Source organism: Mesorhizobium sp. P2_A8 (assembly GCF_056404935.1).
Window position 1 is genome coordinate 86254 of record NZ_JBFUDB010000009.1, and the last position, 18583, is coordinate 104836.

Below are 18583 nucleotides of genomic sequence, written 5' to 3' on the forward strand. Positions count from 1 at the left end.
CGGCGCGGCGCGGCGACGGCCACGATCTGGACGACCTCGGCGTCGAGGTGCGGCGGAGACCCTGCTCGGTCTGATCCAGCCCAACAGCCGCATCCAGTTCAGTGAGACGATGCCGGGCGGCGAGGCCAATGCGGTCTTCTATCTGGTCGACCAGGCGGGGCTTGAGGGCATAGTGTCGAAGCGCCTTGGCAGCAAATATCGCAGCGGCAACACGACGGCATGGCTGGAGACCCAAAGCTATACCGTAAGCGACCTCGAATTGCTCGGCGTCGAGCGGAGCCCAGCCACGCATCGTGATGCGACCCATCGCGGTTTTTTGGTGCCCGCGCTTTCGTCGCGGCCTGACCTGAATCTCAACAGACCTTGAATGGTCACGCATTCCAGTTGCGGAACAAACCGGCATGGCAGCGAGTTTCTGTCCGACGAAACTTTGAGGGAAAGCCATGTCCAGATTTCTGCTGGCGACAAGCGTCGCCGTTCTTCTCGCCGGCGGGCCGGCCCTTGCCGCGGACGAGAGCCCGTTGCCACCACCCAATGCCAAGAAGCTGTCAGAGATCCTCGCCAAGGTCGAGCAGCGCGACGGCTTTCGCTATGTGAAAGAGGTCGACTGGGACAGCGGCGCTTACGTCGTCACCTACTACACGTCGGACAAAGCGAAGGTCGAAATCACCTACGACCCTGTGACCGCCGAGCCAAAATAAAGGTCCGTCGGCAGACATTCTTGTCCCGATGCGGATGCGCCGGCCCGCTCTCCGCGCATTTTCAACGGCCAACGGTTCCTCGCCTAAAATTGCCCACTCTTGGCGTATGATGTGGAAGCAGGACGCTGACCGCGTCTTCGGGTGTTGGCTTGGGGGCACACATGCGATCTTCCGTTCGACCCTGTTTTCTGGCTGTGCTCGCGACCATCCTGGCCTGCGGCATCCTCGGGACTGCTTCGGCGCGGGCCGATGGACCGTCCTTCGACTGCCGCAAGGCAAGCCTGCCGGCGGAAAAGGCGATCTGTGCCGATCCGCAGCTGTCGGCCATCGATCTGCTGGTCTCCAGGGCGTTCAAGGATTTCGAGCCGGCGTTCGGCGGCGACAAGCGCAAGATCGCCCGCGGGCTGATTGCCGACCGCAATGCCTGTAAGGCCGATACCGCCTGCATCGTCAGCGCGCTGAGCAACGCGCTGCAAACCTATGGCGCTGCGCCGCCGTGGGTGCAGGACTACAACATCGCGCTGATCGGCAAGAAGGCGCTGGAAGCCGCCGCGCGAAACCCGAACGGGACCGACCAGCCCCTGCCCTCGGCAATCGGCCAATGCGCGTCCACCCATATCAAGACGCTGACCACGCGGCTTGGCGACGATCCACTGGAAACGCCCAGCCCGGATGGTGGCAGTGCCGCGACATTCACCAATGACGGCACTGCCGTCTCCTATGATCGCGACCCTGGCCTGGCCGCCTCGAAGGTCGGCGAACCTGTCGAGATGTGTCTGATCTCCATTCCCAGGGATTGCCCCAAGGACGATGAGCGTGGCCGTATTTACTACGGCATCGATCTCGCCATCAAAGGTTCATGGGCGCTGCCGGACTCAGAGCATCTATGTGGCGGCGCCTGAGCAGGCCTTCGCGTTTCGCGACGACTATCCAAGGGCGCCTCCCCTTGCGTCAGTCCCGCTTTGATGGCTGACTGGACGCTTGGGCGCCGCATGGGGGATGGGGCATGGCGACGGCGAAGTACGTTCTAAAGCGCATATTGATGATGTTGGCCGGCTACCTGGTGGCGGTACTGGTCGGCTTGATCGCGGTCGCGGCGATCTATGCCGCACTCAGTTCCCTGCCCAACGCGCCCAGCTATTTCGACGTCATGGGCGTCTCGCCGATAGCGGTCCTGGTGGTGCCGCCGCTCGGCCTGTTCGTCTATTTCCTGACCATAGTCGTGACCGCGCTGCAGACGCTCATCTTCGCGCTGATTGCCGAGCTCTTTTCGTTGCGCAACGTCCTGTTGCACATGGTCTTCGGTGCCGCGGCCGCCGCCGCCGGTTTCTTCCTGATCTGGCCAAGTTCAGCGGAGGATATGGACCCCGAGCGCTGGGCCGACATCGGCATCATCGCCGCTGCCGGCCTTGTCGCCGGATTGGTCTATTGGCTGATCGCCGGGCGGGACGCCGGCTTCCGGCGGCCGCTGTTGGAGCGTTAGCTCAACTCGACGGTGAGCGAACCGCTTCGGTGGCTTCCAGGGCCTGCTTCAGTCGCGAATCGCGATCGTAGACGTCGCCGAAATATTCGACCTTGCCGGACATGTCAGGCCACGCGGTGAAATAGGCGACGTAGACCGGGATCTTGCGTGTCACATCCTCGGTCGAATGCCCGTGCTTCAGCTTCTCGGCGATATAGTCGACCGAGGTGCCTAGCACCGCCGCCGCCATGCCGCGCGGATCCTGCAGCCGCACGCAGCCATGGCTGAGCGCGCGCATGTCCTGCTTGAAGAACGACTTCTGTGGCGTGTCGTGCATGTAGATTGCATGCTTGTTGGGGAACAGGATCTTCAGCTCGCCCAGCGCATTGGCCTCGCTCGGCTGCTGGCGCACGCTGTAGGGAATGTTGGCGCCATAAGCACCCCAGTTGACCGCCGACGACGGGATGCGCTTGCCGCGCGAGTCGGTCACCTCGTAACCGGCCCGGTCGAGATAGCCGGGATCGTTGCGCAATCTGGGCAGCATCTCGTTGACGATGATCGACTGCGGCACGCCCCAATAGGGATGGAAATCGACCTGCTTGATCTGGTCGTAGAAGAAGGCGGTCTGGTTGGTGGTCCGGCCAACGACAACGCGCGTCTTCAGCTTTTCCTCGCCATTGTCGATATAGCTCGCGGTGAAGGCCGGCTGGTTGATGAAGACACGCGGGCTGCCGAGGTCGGAGGGCAGCCAGCGCAGTTCTTCCAGCGCCACTTCCACCTTCAGCAGCTTGTCGGCCTTGGAGGTCCCGGCCAGCGTCGCGACGGTGCGCGGGCCGATGACGCCGTCACCCTTCATGCCTGCCTTCTGCTGCAACGCCTTGATGATTGGAACCAGTTCCGGGTCATAGACTTGGCTGGTGGCCAGCCTGGACAGGACCTCGCCATAGGCGCCGCCCATCTCGTCGTCGAGATTGCGCGCGATCAAGGTCAGCAGCTTCGGCAATTCCGGGCTGGTTTCGCCCGGCTTCAGCAACAGCTTGGGGTCGACGACGATTTCGTTCTCGGCGCTGGCCTGCAGCGACTCCAGTTCGACACGCAGCGCCTGGTATTCCGGATTCTGCGGATGCCGCGATTCAAGGTAGGTGCGCACTTCCTGGGTGTGCGCCAGCGTTTTCAGAACGCCCGCCAGGTCGATCGGCTTGGCCGGAAAATCATAGTAGCCGGTCATGCGGTTGGGCTCGACGCGGCCGTTCTGGGCGTCATGGGCATAGCGCAGCACGCGGGCCGACAGCGCCATCTCGAAGCGGACGAGTTCTTTCAGTTGCGCATTGGCGTCAGCCGGCGACGCGCTGGCAGCGGGCACTTCGACCGTATAGTCGGCGGGCGTGAGGCCGTAGCTTGAAGCCTCGCCGAGCACCCGCACCGCATCTTGCGCGCGGCTGTTGAGGCTGGTTCCGGTCACCCAGATGAAATCCGGATTGGCCGAGTAATAGGCGATCAGCGCCTTGGCGATGTCCGGCTCGGCATAGAGTTCGTAGTCGCTCAAGCCGGCAACCGCATCACGGAAAGCCGCACCCGTAGCTGAAGGCACGAAAGCGGCGTCCTGCGGCGTCGCCGGCTGCGGTGCCGTCGCCAGCGCTGAAAAGTCGATGCGAACCAGCCGATCGGCCTTGTAGGTGTAATAGGACGGGCCGCTGATTTTCACACCGCCACCGCCGCCTGGTGCCTTGGGCTTATACTTTGGAGGCGGAGGCGGAAATTCGCCTTGCGGAGCGTGCTTGATGCCACCCCCGAAAAGCATTTCGAAAAGCCCTTGCGCGCCTGCCTGTGGCACACCGAAGGCCAGCGTCGCCGAGATTGCCACCAGCGGCATCACGGTTGCTTTGTTTCCGAGGAATTTCATGGACCACCCGCTCCGGTTGTAACCGGCTCCCGTTCCGCACCGCTAGACGATCTCGCGCACCGCATGGCGGATGTAAGGCGCGACTATACTGATTCATACTGATTTGGTTAAGCTTTCATAAATTTCCGAAAGCCTGTTGCAGAACGGTTTCACAACATCGTGACGGCCAAAGCGGGATGCCTCCACTACGGCCGGGGCGATCCATTGCGGATCAGGCGTTGGCGCCACCATCGATGGTCAGCGCGGCGCCAGTGATGAAACGGCCTTCGGGACCTGCAAGCCAGGCGACCATGCCAGCGATGTCGTCGGCCTTGCCAAAGCGCGGTGTCGCCATCTTCTGCCGCTGGTGTTCGGCATGCGGGCCGTTTGCCGGATTCATGTCGGTGTCGGTCGATCCGGGATGAACGACATTGGCGGTGATGCCGCGCGGGCCGAGGTCGCGTGCCAGCGCCTTGGTCAGGCCGACAAGCGCCGCCTTGCTGGCCGAATAGGCGGTGAGGCCGGTGTCGGTTGCCCGCTCGGCGAGATTGCTGCCGATCGAGATGATCCGGCCACCCTCGCCCATATGGGCTGCCGCTGCCTTGGAGGCGATGAACGAGGCTCTCAGATTGACCTCCATGGTCTCGTCGAAATCGGCGAGCGACAATGTCTCGATGGAAGCCGCGCGCCAGATGCCGGCGCTGTTGATCAGGATGTCGAGCCGGCCAAATTCAGTCGCAGCGTCATCGACGGCCTTGTCTATGGCCTTGGCATCACGGTTGTCGGCCTTGATCGCGATGGCGCGCCCGCCGGTTGCCTCGATTTCCCTGACGACCGCGACGGCCTGCTCCTCGCCATTGACATAGGTGATTGCGACGCTGGCACCATTGGTGGCGAGCCTTCGCGCAATCGCCGCGCCTATGCCGCGGCTGCCGCCGGTGACGAGCGCGGCCTTGCCGCCCAGTTGGTTGCCCGCCTGCTGATTGGATGACATCGATTTCTCCTTTTTTGTAATGATCGACACATAAATACCTGTCAGCCTTGCCCGGCAGCGTCAACTGAATTATGTATCGATCAACACAGAAAAGAGCGTGATGTCTGAGCGAGGTCGTCCCCGCACCTTCGATCGAACCGCAGCCTTGCGCTGCGCGATGCAGGTTTTTTGGGCTCGCGGCTACGAAGGCGCATCGATGAGCGACCTGACCGCTGCCATGGGCATCAACTCGCCCAGCCTCTACGCCGCCTTCGGCAGCAAGGAGGCGCTGTTCCTCGAGGCGACAGACTTTTATTCGCGCACGGAGGGTGCCGACATCTGGCTGGCGCTTGAAGAAGCACCGACGGCGCGGCTGGCGATCGAACAGTTTTTGTGCCTGACGGCGAAAGCCTATGCGCAGACCGATCGCCCGCAGGGCTGCCTGATAACGCTCGGTGCTTTGCACCAGGACTCCAGCCGCGGGGCCATCTGCGAGGAGCTGCGCCGCCGCCGCGCCGAGAACCATTCGGCCCTGCGCAAGCGTCTCGAGCGAGGCGTTGCCGAAGGCGAACTGCCGGCGGACTTGGACTGCGACGCTGCTGCTACCTTTTACGCCACGGTTCAGCACGGCATGTCGATCCAGGCCCGCGACGGCGCCTCGCATTCGGCTCTTCTGGCAACCGTGGCCGGCGCAATGGCGGCCTGGCAGGTGATGGCCGGGACGGATGGAGCGTGACAAACGCCGGTCATTGTGCTGGAAATCCAACAGCCAGCCAAATGCGCGGTCGGGAGGACTAGCCTCATGAAAAAGGGTTACCGCGAACTGCTGGATGAGGCGAATGCTGAGATCGAGGTGGTGTCGCCGGAGGAAGCGGCCGGGCTGCTCGACGATGAAGACACCATCTTCGTCGATCTGCGCGATCCACGCGAGGTCGAACGCGACGGCAGGATTCCCGGCGCCAAACATGTCACCCGCGGCATGCTGGAATTCTGGATCGACCCCGAAAGCCCCTACCACAAGCCGTTCTTCGCTTCAGGAAAGAGCTTCGTCTTCTTCTGCGCCGGCGGCTGGCGCTCGGCGTTGGCCACCAAGACAGCGCAGGACATGGGGCTGTCGCCGGTCAAGCACATCCTTGGCGGCTACACCGCCTGGAAGGGGGCCGGACTGCCGGTCGAACCCGGCGAGAAGAAGAAATAGATTCGATCACCGTCAGTGCAGCAGCGACGGCTCCCGATGCTCCGCGACGAAGCCGACCGCGCGTCCGACCACGCCCTTGTCTGCCAGAATGCGGCGGTGGCCGAGCCCATCGGCCCAGTAGAGCCGCACATGGCCGCCGGCGCCGGCATAGCGTGTTGCATGATCGGCCGGAACCTCACGGTCGTCCGGTGCATGGATGACCAGCGTCGGCACCGGTGCATGCGCGAGCTGGCGGTCGCCGGTGAATTCATGCAGCGGCCGGCCGGAAAGATGTTCGACCCGGTCAGCCATGGCGGCCTGCGAGCGCGGGCCGACATTGAGCATGCGGCTGAAGTCGGCGAAGATCGCCGGCAGCGAGCTTGGCGCCGCGATCAGCACCAGACGTCCGGCCACCAGCGGCGGGATGTTCTTGACCGATCCAGCGATGGCATTGGCGGCGACGGCGCCGCCGAAGGAGTGACCGACCGCTGCCACGAATGGGCCGAACCATTCGCCGGCAACCCGCATCGCATCCACGGCATTGACCATGTTCAGCCGCCGGCCCTGCGATTGGCCGTGGCCCGGCAGGTCGAGCGAAACGACCCTGTAGCCGGCTGCGCGATAGCCTTCGATCAGCGCCCGCATATATTCGGTGCGCGAACGCCAGCCATGGACGACAAGCACCGTGCCGGCCTTCGCCCTGCCCGGCTCCGGGCGGAATTCGTGCACCATGACGCAGCCGGTCGCTGTCTTCAGCCGGTGATGGCGTGCCTCGGTCATGAACTCGGCGGCACGGTCGACGGCGCGCCGTTCGCCGTCGCTCAGCGCCTTCACGTTCGGCGTGCGGCAGAACAGTTCGAAAGCCGCGCGCCCGGTCAGGCGCGGCGCAATACGCTCGGCCGCACCAAACACACCCCGGATGACCTTCAGCCCGATTGATGCCATAGTGAGAATCCATCCATACGTTCAAGCATGAACATAATAGTTCAAAGATGAACAATAAACAAGAGTTACCTTGGGACAACCCGCGTTTTCGCAACTGGGTCGCGGTGGCGCGCGCCTGCCATGTGCTGGAACGCACGCTGGCGGTGAAGCTGGCGCCGCTCGACCTGAAGCCGGCGCAGCTCGACGTGCTCATGAACCTCTACCGCCACCCCGGCATGTCGCAGCACGACCTTGCCCGCAAGCTGCTCGTCGGCCGCTCCAACATCACCATGCTTTTGCCGCAGCTGGAAGCGCGTGGCCTGTTGCGCCGCGAGGGCGACGAGAAGGACAAGCGCATCCTGCGGCTTGCCCTGACCGAGGCTGGGGAAGCGCTGCTGATGCAGGCGCTGAAAGTGCATATGGCGCTGATCGAAAAAGCGATGAGCCAGTCGACGCCGGAACAATGCGACATGATCGGCGAGCAGATGCGCAAGATTTATGACGTGCTGAAGGACGCCTAGCCGCCCTTTCAGCCCTGGCCTACCACATCGTCTTCTTCGCCCGCTCCGGCCACTCCTTGTCGTAGGTCTTGCCGTCGATGGTCTTGCGGCTGGTGATTTCCAGGATCTGTCCGGGCGTCGGCAGCGACTTGGGGTCGACATGCCTCGCCGGTTTCCACAGCTCGGAGCGGACAATGGCGCGGGCGCATTGGAAATAGACCGAATCGACATCGACGACGGTTACCGAGCGCGCCGCCTTGCCATCGACAGTGAAAGATGCGCACAGCGCTGTATCCGTCGTGATATGAGCCCTGCCGTTGATGCGCAGTGTCGTGCCGGAGCCCGGCACCAGGAACAGCAGACCGACGCGCGGATCGCGAATGATGTTTCTCAGCGAATCGGCGCGGTTGTTGCCGCGCCGGTCCGGCATCATCAGCGTTTTCGGATCAACGATGCGCACGAAGCCGGCGAGATCGCCGCGCGGTGAACAGTCCAGCCCCTCCGGTCCGCTGGTTGCCAGCGCGACGAAAGGCGATGCCTTGATGAAGGCTGCATATTCGGGAATGACGTGGTCGAGTTCCTTGACCAGCGAGGCTTCGCCCGGAATGCCATAGAGCGCCTCGAGCTGCTCGACCGTTGTGATGACGGACATTGTCTTCGTCTCCAAACCTTTGCCGGCGCTACTCCACATCGATGACGATGTGACGACAACGACGGGATCATCGGTCCCGGCTCAAGCCCTTTTCCGCAAGCTCGGCAAGATAGGCATTCCAGCGCGCATCCTTCTCGTGGCCGAGCGTGTGCAGGTAATTCCAGGTGAAGATACCGGTGTCGTGGAAATCATCGAAGGTGATGCGCACGGCATAATTGCCGACCGGTTCGATCTTCAGGATCGCGACATCGCGTTTGCCGGGAACCGTCACCCGCTGTTCGGGCGAATGTCCCTGCACCTCGGCCGACGGCGAAGCGACGCGCAACAGCTCCGCCGGCAGTTCGAACGGCTGATGATCGGGAAAGGTGACGGACAGCAGTCTGCGATCCTTCGAGACTCGGAGTTCCCTGGGTGCGGTCATGGTGTTCGATCCCGTAGCAATCACCCTTCCCTACGCTGCTTCGCCACAGGGGAAAAGGCCGTTTGAAGTGAGCCGACATGCGATGTCGGCCAGGGGATGTTACCAAAGATCGAGAAGCGGTATCTTGAATGACCGGCCGGATCGTATCACATAGCTGTATATAACGAAGCCGTTCACGGCCACGGGAAGCGCTTGAAGCATGGACATGATCGATCCTTTTGGTCGCACGATCAGCTATCTCAGGGTGTCGGTCACCGACCGCTGCGATTTCCGTTGCACCTATTGCATGGCCGAGGACATGGCCTTCCTGCCGAAGAAAGACCTGCTGTCGCTGGAAGAACTCGACCGGCTGTGCACGGTCTTCATCGAAAAAGGCGTCAGAAAACTCCGCCTCACCGGCGGCGAGCCGCTGGTGCGAAAGAACATCATGCACCTCGTGCGCCAGCTGTCACGGCATCTCGAAAGCGGCGCGCTGGAAGAATTGACGCTGACCACCAACGGCTCGCAGCTGTCGCGTTTCGCCGCCGAACTCGCCGATTGCGGCGTCAGGCGCATCAACGTCTCGCTCGACACGCTCGATGCCGACAAGTTCCACAAGATCACGCGATGGGGTCACCTCGACAAGGTGATGCAGGGCATCGATGCCGCACAGGCTGCCGGTCTGAAGGTGAAGCTCAACGCTGTGGCCTTGAGGGATTTCAACGATGCCGAGCTGCCTGAGATGATGCGCTGGGCGCATGGCCGCGGCATGGACCTGACGGTCATCGAAACCATGCCGATGGGCGAGATCGAGGGCGACCGCACCGACCAGTATCTGCCGCTGTCGCTGCTGCGCGCGTCGCTGGAACGCCAGTTCACGCTGACCGACATTCCTTTCAAGACCGGCGGCCCGGCCCGCTACGTGCATGTCGCCGAGACCGGCGGACGCCTCGGCTTCATCACGCCGATGACGCATAATTTCTGCGAGAGCTGCAACCGCGTCCGGCTGACCTGCACCGGCACGCTCTATATGTGCCTCGGCCAGGAGGATGCCGCCGACCTGCGCGCGCCCTTGCGTGCGTCCGAAGGCAACGAACTGGTCGCCGCAGCAATAGACGAAGCCATCGGCCGCAAGCCCAAGGGTCATGATTTCATCATCGACCGCCGCACAAGCCGTCCCTCCGTTTCGCGGCACATGAGCGTCACCGGCGGCTGATCTTTTCGGGAAATTGATGCAAGATCGCCCTCGGTCATTGGTCTCGAGGCGAGATATGCAGAGGTGTTGCTCATTTCTGGCGGTTATTGCAACAATCGCAGCGACCAATGCAGTTGCCGCGCCGTTCACCTATGTCAACGAGCGCTTCGGCACCGTCTGCACCTTTCCCGACGAGATCTTCACCGACCGCCAGCCTGAACCGGACAATGGTGACGGCCAGGAATGGCTGAGTGCCGACGGCGCCAGCCTGATCTGCTCGGGCATCCTGAACATCGATGATGACACGCCGAAGGGTTTCGTGGCGGCCGAGAAGGCCAGTGACGAAATCGGCTACAAGGTCACCTACAGCAAGGCCGGCAAGGACTGGGCGGTGTTGTCGGGCTTGAAGGATGGCAAGATCTTTTACGAGCGGCGCCTGTTCGGCCGGGATGGCGTCATCCGCACGGTCTGGATCGATTATCCGCAGGCCCTGAAACCGAAATACGATCCGCTGGTCGGCGCCATCGCCGGCAGCCTCAAGGGACCATGAGCATTTCGGCCACACCGCCGACAAATCTCTGTTCGCGAATGTCCGCCTGATTTACCGGTGGTGTTTTCCCGCTTAGCCTCCGTCTCGTAGCGGTCTTTCGCTCGGGGGAACACACCATGCGCAAACTTCTTCTTTCTTTGGCATTGCTTGGCCTCGCCGCCCTGCCCGCTGCGGCCCAGTCGATCGGCGGCACCTATACCGTCGCCGGCACCAATTTCGACGGTTCGGCCTACGGCGGCGAAGCCACCATCACGCTGACCAGCGGAACAACGTGCACGATCCACTGGGAAACCGGTGGCTCATCTTCCGACGGTATCTGCATGCGCAACGATGACGCCTTCTCCGCCGGCTATGTCATGGACAAGGACATTGGCCTCGTCGTCTACAAGGTGATGGACGACGGTTCGCTGCACGGCCTGTGGACGATCGCCGGCAAGGAAGGCAACGGCACCGAAGTGCTGACGCCGAAGAAGTAAGGTCTGCCACTATGGCAAGCGATATTCTGGGCTACGGAAAATTCTGTGGCCCAGCCCTTTGGTATTGCTGTCTCATATCCGGCTGCTACAGGCTTGCTGCAAAGCAGAACCGGTAGTCGTCTTGCCCCTGTCTCCAAATCTTCGCGGCGCGTTGTTCATGGTGGTGGCGATGGCCGGCTTCACCCTCAACGACGCCATCACCAAATACTCGTCGCAATCGATGAACATGGCGCAAGTCATGCTGATCAGGGGAGCGTTTGCGACGCTTTTCGTCGGCTCGCTTGCCTGGCAGCGCGGTGCCCTTGTCCGGTTACGCTCGATGCTGGAGCCAATGGTGGCGCTGCGCGTCCTCGGCGAAGCCGGCGGTACGGTGACGTTCCTGATCGCGCTCGCCCATTTGCAGATCGCCAGCGTCTCGGCTGTCCTGCAGGCGCTACCGCTGGCAGTGACGATGGGAGCGGCACTGGTCTTCAACGAGGGCGTCGGTTGGCGGCGCTGGCTGGCCATCGCCGTCGGATTCGCCGGTGTGCTGGTCATCGTGCGGCCTGGCTTCGAAGGGTTCAGCGTCTATTCGCTGGTGGCGCTGGCCTGCGTTGCCTGTTGTGCGGTACGCGATCTCGCCACCAAGCGGATTCCCCAGGCCATTCCGACCCTGCTGGTGTCGACCGCCACGGCGCTTGCCATGACGGTGCTGGGAGCCCTGTTGCTTTCGCCGATGGGCGGCTGGACCCCGATGACGGGGAAAAGCACGGCCTTGTTGGCGATGGCCGCGGTGCTCGTGCTCATCGGCTACCAATTCATCATCATGGCGATGCGAGCCGGCGACATCTCCTTTATCGCGCCGTTCCGCTACACGGCACTGATCTGGTCGATCCTGCTTGGCCTGTTCATCTTCGCCGATATTCCCGATCTGCCGATGATCATCGGTGCCACGATCATCATCGGCTCCGGCCTCTATGCACTCTACCGCGAGCGGGTCGTCGGCCGGCGCAAGATCGTCGCCGAAAGCACAGGGCCAACCATGGTCCCGGATGGAATCTAGCAGGCTCTTGTGATTTCCGGTGGCTGGCGTACAGGCTCGATGGCATGAAGCGAGATGTTGCGGGGATCATTCTGGCCGGCGGCCAGTCACGACGAATGGGCGGCGGCGACAAGAGCCTGTTGCCGCTTGGCGGCGGTCGCGTGCTTGACCAGGTCGTGTCGCGCTTTGGCCCACAGATCGCACCCCTGGCGATCAGCGCCAACGGCGATCCGGCACGGTTCTCCCGCTTTGGGCTGCCGGTACTTGCCGACATTGTCACGGGCTTTGTCGGACCGCTTGCCGGGGTCCTGACCGGCCTTGAATGGGCTGCCGCCAACACGGCTTGCAAGGCAATCGTCACCGCTGCCGGCGACACGCCCTTCCTGCCGCTTGATCTTGTCGAGCGACTGACCACTGCCACCGTTCAGCGCACCGGTTCGATTGCCGTTGCTTGCTTGGCCGGCAAGCGGCACCCGACCTTCGCGCTGTGGCCGACGGATTGTCGCGACGCCTTGCGGCACTTTCTGGTCGATGAGGATATCAGGCGGGTTTCGGCCTTCATCGACCGGCATGATTTTATCGAGGTGGAATTCCCGGTTCCGCAATCCGCGGGCCAAGCGGTGGACCCTTTCTTCAACATCAACGAGCCCAATGACCTTGTTCGGGCCGAACGTCTGTTGCAAAGCATGAAACCATGAACAGGCGCGTCTTCGGCATCACCGGCTGGAAGAATTCCGGCAAGACGACATTGACCGAAAAGCTGGTCGCCGAGCTTGTCCGGCGCGGCTGGACAGTGTCGACGGTGAAGCACGCCCATCATGATTTCGACATCGACAAGCCGGGTGCCGACAGCTTCCGCCACCGGCAGGCCGGCGCGACGGAAGTCGCGATCGTGTCCGGCAATCGCTGGGCGCTGATGCACGAACTGCGCGGTGAGGATGAGCCGACACTGGAGGCCATTCTGTCACGGCTTGCCCCTTGCGATCTGGTGCTGATCGAAGGCTACAAGCGCGAGGCCCACCGCAAGATCGAAACCCGCCGGCTGGAAGCCAAGGACCGTACGCCGCTTTCGGCAGGTGATCCGAATATCGTCGCCGTCGCCGCCGATTTTGCGGCCGAAGGCGAGCACCTGCCGATGTTCGATCTCGACGACGTGAAATCAATAGCCGACTTCATCGAACTGGCCACCGGACTCGTTGCTTGAGAGGTAACGTAGCGGCAGAATAGTCTTGCCCATTTTTGTGGTTTTGCAGTTGCTTTTTTCTCGGAAAGAGTGGGAGTATCGCGCCAGCGGGCGGTCAAAAGCACCGCCCCACAGAGCCGTTTGGAACGACGGCCGGGACCATAAGAGAGGACTATCATGCGTATTGCACTGCGTATCGCGCTTGCCGCATCGGCTGCGCTGCTGACGCTCGGCGTAGCCCAGGCCCAGGAAAAGACCCTGAGGATCGGCACCGAAGGCGCCTACCCGCCTTTCAACAACCTCACCGCCGATGGCCAGCTCGTCGGTTTCGACATCGACATCGCCAAGGCCCTTTGTGACCAGATGAAGGTCAAGTGCACCTTCGTCGCCCAGGATTGGGACGGCATCATTCCCGCGCTTCAGGCCGGCAAGTTCGACGCCATCGTCGCCTCGATGTCGATTACGCCAGAGCGGAAGGAAAAGGTCGACTTCACCAACAAATACTACAACACGCCCTCGGCCCTTGCCGCGCCGAAGGACACCACGCTGAAGGGCGTGACCAAGGAAGATCTCGCAGGCAAGACTGTCGGTGTCGCCACCACGACAACGCATTTCAACTATGCCTCGAAGACCTACACCGACAGCACCGTCAAGGGGTATCCGAGCAGCCCGGAAGAGCAGGCCGATCTCGCCAATGGCCGGCTTGACGCCATTGAAGACGACATCGTCGTGCTGAGCCAGTGGCTGGAGACTCCGGATGGCGCCTGCTGCAAGATTCTCGGCACGCCGTCGCCGCAGCCGGTCGAAATCTTCGGACCTGGCGCCGGCATTGCCGTGCGCAAGGGTGAGACCGATCTGGTCAACCAGTTCAATGCTGCCATCGACGCCATCCGCGCCAACGGAAAGTACAAGGAAATCAACGACAAGTACTTCAAGTTCGACGTCTTCGGCGGCGATTCCTGATAATATACAAAGGCGGCGGGAAATTTCCCGCCGCCTTTCGCTCTTCCCTGACCAGAGTGGAGACAAGACCCGTCAATGCCAGCCCAGAGCATATGGACACTTCTCAGTTGGGGACCCGATGGCTGGCTTGATGATATCGCTTATGGCGCACTGGTCACTGTGGCGCTTGCGCTCGCCACTCTGCCGATTGGGCTGGCGATCGGTTTTTTCATAGCACTGGCCAAACAGTCCGAAGAACCCTCGCTGCGCCTTGCCGCCAACATCTACACCACGGTCTTCCGCGGCCTGCCGGAACTGGTGACGCTTTTCCTGTTTTTCTTCGGCATGCCAATTCTGCTGCAGCATCTCATCCGATATTTCCGGCCCGACGCGACAATCGACGTCAACGGTTTCGTCGCCGGCATGATCGTGCTTGCGCTGATCTTCTCGTCCTATGCCAGCGAGGTTTTCCTGTCCGCATTCCGCGCCATACCGAAAGGCCAGTATGAGGGTGGCTATGCCATCGGCCTTTCGAATTGGCTGACCATGCGCAAGGTGATCTTGCCGCAGCTGCTTCGCATCGCCTTTCCCGGTTTAGAGAACTGCTGGCTTAGCCTGCTCAAGGACACGTCGCTCGTGTCAGTCGTTGGTCTCGCTGAGACGTTGCGCAATGCCGGTGTGGCCGCTCGCGTCACCAAGCACTCGTTCATGTTTTACAGTGTGGCGGCCCTGGTCTTTCTCGGCCTGGCAGTCGTGTCGTCCTTCGCCACCAGCGCCATCCTGCGCTCGCTCGGCCGGCGGGAGGCACAACGATGAGCGCCACAGCCACCATGGTCGAACGGCCCCCGCCCCGGGCGCGCGGCTGGCCGCGCCCCCGCATCGCGGGCTATGCGCTCGTCTGCCTGTGGATAGCCTTCGGGCTGGGCATCGTTGCCTATCTGGTTCTAGCCTGGAATCCCGCCTTCTTTGCCAAGTATGCGCCGGCCTATCTGAAAGGGCTTGGGGTCACCCTGTCGCTGGTCGCCATAGCGATGGTGCTTGGTGCGATACTGTCGGTCCCCGTCGCTTACGGTCGCATGTCCAAGAACCGGATTCTGTCCGGCCTCGCCTACTGCTACGTCTACTTCTTCCGTGGCACGCCGCTGCTGGTCCAGACTTTTCTCGTCTATTACGGCGTCGGCTCTTTCCGGCCTCAGCTCAGCGAATACGGTATCTACCTTCCGGTTATCAGCGATGGGCTGACTGTCGCCCGGTTCACGCTTTGGGATTTTTTCAAGGACGCTTTCAACTGCGGCGTCTTTGCCTTTGCGCTCAACACCGCCGCCTACCAGGCCGAAATCCTGCGCGGCGCCATCGAGAGCGTGCCCCGCGGCCAGTGGGAAGGTGCTGCTTCCCTTGGCCTGCACAAATTGCAGACACTGCGCAAGATCATCCTGCCGCAAGCGTTGATTGTCGCCTTGCGGCCTTATGGCAACGAACTGATCCTGATGATCAAGGCTTCGGCCATCGTCGCCATCATCACCGTCTACGACCTGATGGGCAACGCCAAGCTCGCCTTCGCCAACTCCTTCGACATCCAGGCCTATATCTGGGTCGCCGTCGTCTACCTCGTCATGGTCGAGATATTGCGCCATGGCGTTGAATGGATCGAGCGCCGGATCACCATTCACCTTAAACGCTGACTGCTTTCCATACCGCCTGCACCAGTCGATCAGGCCACAGGCGCCTTGACGAATTGCGCGTAGAGCCTAGAGCTTTCGCAGCAAATTCGTTTTCCGTATGAAGGGCAAGCTCATGGCATCTGTGGCATTTCTCGGTCTTGGCGTGATGGGCTATCCGATGGCCGGGCACCTCAGGAACAAGGGCGGCCACGACGTCACGGTCTACAACCGCACCAAGGCCAAAGCCGAGCAATGGGTTGGCCAGCACGGCGGCAGCCTGGCGCTTACGCCGGCGGAGGCGGCCACGGACAAGGATTTCGTCTTCTCCTGCGTCGGCAATGATGACGACCTTCGTTCGGTGACGACGGGTCCGGAAGGCGCCTTCCAGACGATGAAGAAAGGTTCGGTCTTCATCGACAACACCACGGCCTCGGCCGAGGTCGCACGCGAACTGGCATTGGCCGCGATGGCCGGCGGGTTTTCGTTCCTCGACGCGCCGGTCTCCGGCGGCCAGGCCGGCGCCGAGAACGGCGTGCTGACCGTCATGGTCGGCGGCGAGCAGGAAGCTTTCGACAGGGCCAGGCCCGTTATCGATGCCTATGCCCGCATGGTCGGCTTGATGGGATCGGCCGGTGCTGGCCAGCTCACCAAGATGATCAACCAGATCACCATCGCCGGCCTTGTCCAGGGCCTGGCCGAAGGCATCCATTTCGGCAAGAAGGCCGGGCTCGACATCGAGAAGGTGATCGAGGTGATTTCCAAGGGCGCTGCCGGTTCCTGGCAGATGGAGAACCGGCACAAGACGATGAATGCCGGCAAATACGATTTCGGCTTCGCCGTCGACTGGATGCGCAAGGACCTTGGCATCTGCCTGACCGAGGCCGACCGCAACGGCGCCAAGCTGCCGGTGACCGCACTTGTCGATCAATTCTACAAGGATGTGCAGGCAATGGGCGGCAAGCGCTGGGACACGTCCTCGCTGCTGGCGCGCCTGGAAAAATAGGGTTCGCGATGGCCGAGCTTTCGCCCCAATCGAGTGCCGACGAAATCGTCGCACATCTGCGCTCGATCGGTTCGGAGGAAAATCGCCTTGGCATGCTGCGCTACGGCATCAAGATCGAACGTGCGCTCGGCATCTCGCACGGGGTGCAGCGGCAGATTGCCAGGAAAATCAAGCGCAACCACGAGCGCGCTTTCGCGCTGTGGCAGACCGGTATCATGGAGGCGCAGTTCATCGCTTCCGTCACGGCCGACCCGAAACGGTTTTCTGCCGCGGATGCAAGGCAATGGGCGTCGAGTTTCGACTCCTGGGATATCGTCGATGGCGTCTCTGATCTCTTCGTCGACACGGACGCCTGGAAAGAACTGATCGGCGAGTTCGCGGCCGATGAACGGGAATTCGTTCGACGCACGGCTTTTGCCATGATGGCCTGGTCTGTCGTCCACCGGAAGAAAGAGCCGGAGGCGACCTTTCTCGCCTTCCTGCCGATCATCGAAGCGCATGCCACCGACAGCCGCAACTTCGTGAAGAAGGGCGTGAACTGGGCCCTTCGTTCGATCGGTAAACGATCGATGGATATGCACGCTGCTGTCCTTGCTGTCGCCGAAAGGCTCGCGCAATCGACCGACAAGACCGCGCGCTGGATCGGCAAGGACGCTGTGAAGGAACTATCGGATGCCAGGACGCTCGAACGCCTCGCCGCCAGGAAAGGCTGACGGACGTAAAATCCGCTTCACGGAAGTGACAGGCTCGACACGCGCCAATTTCGAAAACCTGTTCGAACAGCCGGGCGCGCCGAAATATTGCTGGTGCATGGCCTGGCGCCATCTGCCCAGCCGAGAGCATGTCCGGAACGACGAGAAGAAGCGAGCCATGATGGCGCTTGTCGATGCCGGCGCACCGGTCGGCATCCTCGCCCATCTTGAGGGCAAGACCGTCGGTTGGTGCTCGGTCGCGCCACGCCAGACCTATCGCAGGCTTTCACGCCAACAGGACGACAGCGAGACCGATATCTGGTCGATCGTTTGTTTTTACGTGCCAAGGGTCCTGCGTGGAGACGGATTGGCAGCAGCACTGCTGGACGCGGCCATCGATCACGCCTTTGCCAAGGGCGCCAGCTCGGTCGAAGCCTATCCGGTCGATCAGGCGTCGCCGAGCTACAGTTTCATGGGCTTTCGCGACATGTTCGCGGCGCGCGGGTTCCACGAGATCGGCATGGCCGGTTCTCGCCGACATGTGATGCGGCTCGAGCGTTGACGTCGCTGGTGGCGGCGTCTTTACTCGAGACCCAAAGGAAGCGTCCGATGAGCAAGCATATCAGATCAACCATGGCGCTCGCAGCTGCGCTGTCTGTGTCGATTGCCGCCAATGCCTCGGCCGAGACCGCACACATAGTCTGGAAGGATTTGCGCCCGGCGACGCAAGTCGCGGCCGAAAACGTCGGGCTGCCGATGATCGCGGCAAAATTGCCCGACCATGGCGAGACTCTGTCCCTGAGCCTGCAGGACAAAACCATCCAGCTGGCCGGCTATGCACTGCCGGTCGATCGCGACGGCGATCTTGTCTATCAGTTCCTGCTGGTGCCGTGGACAGGCGCCTGCAGCCACATGCCAACACCGCCGCCCAACCAGATCGTTCTGGTCACGCCGGCCCACCCCTACAAGATGTCGGAAGCCTACCAGCCGGTCTCGGTTACCGGTGCGCTGAAGCCGGACATGGAGAAAAGCCAGCTGTTCATTCTCGATGGCGTCAGCGTCATCCAGTCCGGTTACACCGTGCGCAAGGCCGATGTGGTGAGTGTCGACAGCGTGCCGGACACGATCACGCTGCCGGTGAACTCACCCTGGAGTTTCCTCAACAAGAAGAAGAACTGAGACGTCCCTT

General features: G+C 62.0%; 25 protein-coding genes. 20 read left to right on the top strand and 5 right to left on the bottom strand.

The window, feature by feature from the left end:
- The first annotated feature begins 109 nt into the window (after positions 1-109).
- The 4 genes from AC1D10_RS25510 (at position 110) to AC1D10_RS25525 (ending at position 2184) form a co-directional block, all read left to right on the top strand.
- A complete protein-coding gene (locus tag AC1D10_RS25510; RefSeq protein ID WP_477276796.1) occupies positions 110-367 on the top strand; it encodes a hypothetical protein in 258 nt (85 codons plus the stop codon).
- A gap of 76 nt (positions 368-443) precedes the next feature.
- Positions 444-701, top strand: coding sequence for a PepSY domain-containing protein (locus AC1D10_RS25515; protein WP_477276798.1), 258 nt, complete (start codon positions 444-446; stop codon positions 699-701).
- A gap of 161 nt (positions 702-862) precedes the next feature.
- Positions 863-1603, top strand: coding sequence for a lysozyme inhibitor LprI family protein (locus AC1D10_RS25520; RefSeq protein ID WP_477276800.1), 741 nt, complete (start codon positions 863-865; stop codon positions 1601-1603).
- Between the two features lie 104 nt (positions 1604-1707).
- Complete coding sequence (locus tag AC1D10_RS25525; protein WP_477276802.1) at positions 1708-2184, top strand: hypothetical protein; 477 nt, start codon at positions 1708-1710, stop codon at positions 2182-2184.
- Between the two features lies 1 nt (position 2185).
- On the opposite strand, the gene AC1D10_RS25530 is transcribed toward AC1D10_RS25525, so the two are convergent.
- Both AC1D10_RS25530 and AC1D10_RS25535 read right to left on the bottom strand, forming a co-directional pair.
- Positions 2186-4066, bottom strand: coding sequence for a L,D-transpeptidase family protein (locus tag AC1D10_RS25530; protein WP_477276804.1), 1881 nt, complete (start codon positions 4064-4066; stop codon positions 2186-2188).
- A 211-nt stretch (positions 4067-4277) separates the two neighbouring features.
- Complete coding sequence (locus AC1D10_RS25535; RefSeq protein ID WP_477276806.1) at positions 4278-5039, bottom strand: 3-oxoacyl-ACP reductase family protein; 762 nt, start codon at positions 5037-5039, stop codon at positions 4278-4280.
- A gap of 100 nt (positions 5040-5139) precedes the next feature.
- Between AC1D10_RS25535 and AC1D10_RS25540 the strand changes: the two genes are divergently transcribed.
- Together AC1D10_RS25540 and AC1D10_RS25545 are read left to right on the top strand one after the other, a co-directional pair.
- Positions 5140-5754 (top strand): TetR/AcrR family transcriptional regulator, encoded by a 615-nt coding sequence (locus tag AC1D10_RS25540; RefSeq protein WP_477276808.1) that lies wholly within the window; start codon positions 5140-5142, stop codon positions 5752-5754.
- A 66-nt stretch (positions 5755-5820) separates the two neighbouring features.
- Positions 5821-6216: a rhodanese-like domain-containing protein gene (locus AC1D10_RS25545; RefSeq protein WP_477276810.1), complete on the top strand. Its 396-nt coding sequence runs from the start codon at positions 5821-5823 to the stop codon at positions 6214-6216.
- A 12-nt stretch (positions 6217-6228) separates the two neighbouring features.
- Here the strand turns inward: AC1D10_RS25545 and AC1D10_RS25550 are convergent, their stop codons facing one another.
- A complete protein-coding gene (locus AC1D10_RS25550; protein WP_477276812.1) occupies positions 6229-7140 on the bottom strand; it encodes an alpha/beta hydrolase in 912 nt (303 codons plus the stop codon).
- A 47-nt stretch (positions 7141-7187) separates the two neighbouring features.
- Between AC1D10_RS25550 and AC1D10_RS25555 the strand changes: the two genes are divergently transcribed.
- On the top strand, positions 7188-7640 hold the full coding sequence (locus AC1D10_RS25555) for a MarR family winged helix-turn-helix transcriptional regulator (protein ID WP_379104533.1): 453 nt from the start codon (positions 7188-7190) through the stop codon (positions 7638-7640).
- A 19-nt stretch (positions 7641-7659) separates the two neighbouring features.
- Here the strand turns inward: AC1D10_RS25555 and AC1D10_RS25560 are convergent, their stop codons facing one another.
- Both AC1D10_RS25560 and AC1D10_RS25565 read right to left on the bottom strand, forming a co-directional pair.
- Positions 7660-8271, bottom strand: coding sequence for a pyridoxamine 5'-phosphate oxidase family protein (locus AC1D10_RS25560; protein WP_477276815.1), 612 nt, complete (start codon positions 8269-8271; stop codon positions 7660-7662).
- A 67-nt stretch (positions 8272-8338) separates the two neighbouring features.
- Complete coding sequence (locus AC1D10_RS25565) at positions 8339-8692, bottom strand: gamma-butyrobetaine hydroxylase family protein (RefSeq protein WP_477276817.1); 354 nt, start codon at positions 8690-8692, stop codon at positions 8339-8341.
- A 199-nt stretch (positions 8693-8891) separates the two neighbouring features.
- On the opposite strand from AC1D10_RS25565, the gene moaA reads away from it, so the two are divergent.
- The 13 genes from moaA (at position 8892) to AC1D10_RS25630 (ending at position 18573) form a co-directional block, all read left to right on the top strand.
- Positions 8892-9887 (top strand): GTP 3',8-cyclase MoaA, encoded by a 996-nt coding sequence (gene moaA / locus AC1D10_RS25570; protein ID WP_477276819.1) that lies wholly within the window; start codon positions 8892-8894, stop codon positions 9885-9887.
- A gap of 55 nt (positions 9888-9942) precedes the next feature.
- Positions 9943-10416, top strand: a complete 474-nt coding sequence (locus AC1D10_RS25575; protein WP_477276821.1) for a hypothetical protein — start codon at positions 9943-9945, stop codon at positions 10414-10416.
- Positions 10417-10532: 116 nt separating this feature from the next.
- Complete coding sequence (locus AC1D10_RS25580; RefSeq protein ID WP_477276823.1) at positions 10533-10892, top strand: hypothetical protein; 360 nt, start codon at positions 10533-10535, stop codon at positions 10890-10892.
- A gap of 121 nt (positions 10893-11013) precedes the next feature.
- On the top strand, positions 11014-11934 hold the full coding sequence (locus AC1D10_RS25585) for a DMT family transporter (RefSeq protein WP_477276825.1): 921 nt from the start codon (positions 11014-11016) through the stop codon (positions 11932-11934).
- A gap of 44 nt (positions 11935-11978) precedes the next feature.
- A complete protein-coding gene (mobA, locus tag AC1D10_RS25590; protein WP_477276827.1) occupies positions 11979-12611 on the top strand; it encodes a molybdenum cofactor guanylyltransferase MobA in 633 nt (210 codons plus the stop codon).
- Positions 12608-13117: a molybdopterin-guanine dinucleotide biosynthesis protein B gene (gene mobB / locus AC1D10_RS25595; protein ID WP_477276829.1), complete on the top strand. Its 510-nt coding sequence runs from the start codon at positions 12608-12610 to the stop codon at positions 13115-13117. Before mobA ends, mobB begins: the two co-directional genes overlap by 4 nt.
- Before the next feature lie 156 nt (positions 13118-13273).
- Positions 13274-14059 (top strand): ABC transporter substrate-binding protein, encoded by a 786-nt coding sequence (locus AC1D10_RS25600; RefSeq protein ID WP_379104516.1) that lies wholly within the window; start codon positions 13274-13276, stop codon positions 14057-14059.
- A 75-nt stretch (positions 14060-14134) separates the two neighbouring features.
- Positions 14135-14854: an ABC transporter permease gene (locus AC1D10_RS25605; RefSeq protein ID WP_477276832.1), complete on the top strand. Its 720-nt coding sequence runs from the start codon at positions 14135-14137 to the stop codon at positions 14852-14854.
- Positions 14851-15720, top strand: coding sequence for an ABC transporter permease (locus tag AC1D10_RS25610; protein ID WP_477276834.1), 870 nt, complete (start codon positions 14851-14853; stop codon positions 15718-15720). The genes AC1D10_RS25605 and AC1D10_RS25610 overlap by 4 nt, the downstream gene beginning before the upstream one ends.
- 112 nt (positions 15721-15832) lie before the next feature.
- Positions 15833-16702: an NAD(P)-dependent oxidoreductase gene (locus AC1D10_RS25615; RefSeq protein ID WP_477276836.1), complete on the top strand. Its 870-nt coding sequence runs from the start codon at positions 15833-15835 to the stop codon at positions 16700-16702.
- Between the two features lie 8 nt (positions 16703-16710).
- Positions 16711-17415, top strand: coding sequence for a DNA alkylation repair protein (locus AC1D10_RS25620; RefSeq protein WP_379104508.1), 705 nt, complete (start codon positions 16711-16713; stop codon positions 17413-17415).
- A complete protein-coding gene (locus AC1D10_RS25625; protein WP_477276838.1) occupies positions 17375-17956 on the top strand; it encodes a GNAT family N-acetyltransferase in 582 nt (193 codons plus the stop codon). Before AC1D10_RS25620 ends, AC1D10_RS25625 begins: the two co-directional genes overlap by 41 nt.
- A 47-nt stretch (positions 17957-18003) precedes the next feature.
- Complete coding sequence (locus tag AC1D10_RS25630; protein WP_477276840.1) at positions 18004-18573, top strand: DUF3299 domain-containing protein; 570 nt, start codon at positions 18004-18006, stop codon at positions 18571-18573.
- The last annotated feature ends 10 nt before the right edge of the window (positions 18574-18583 follow it).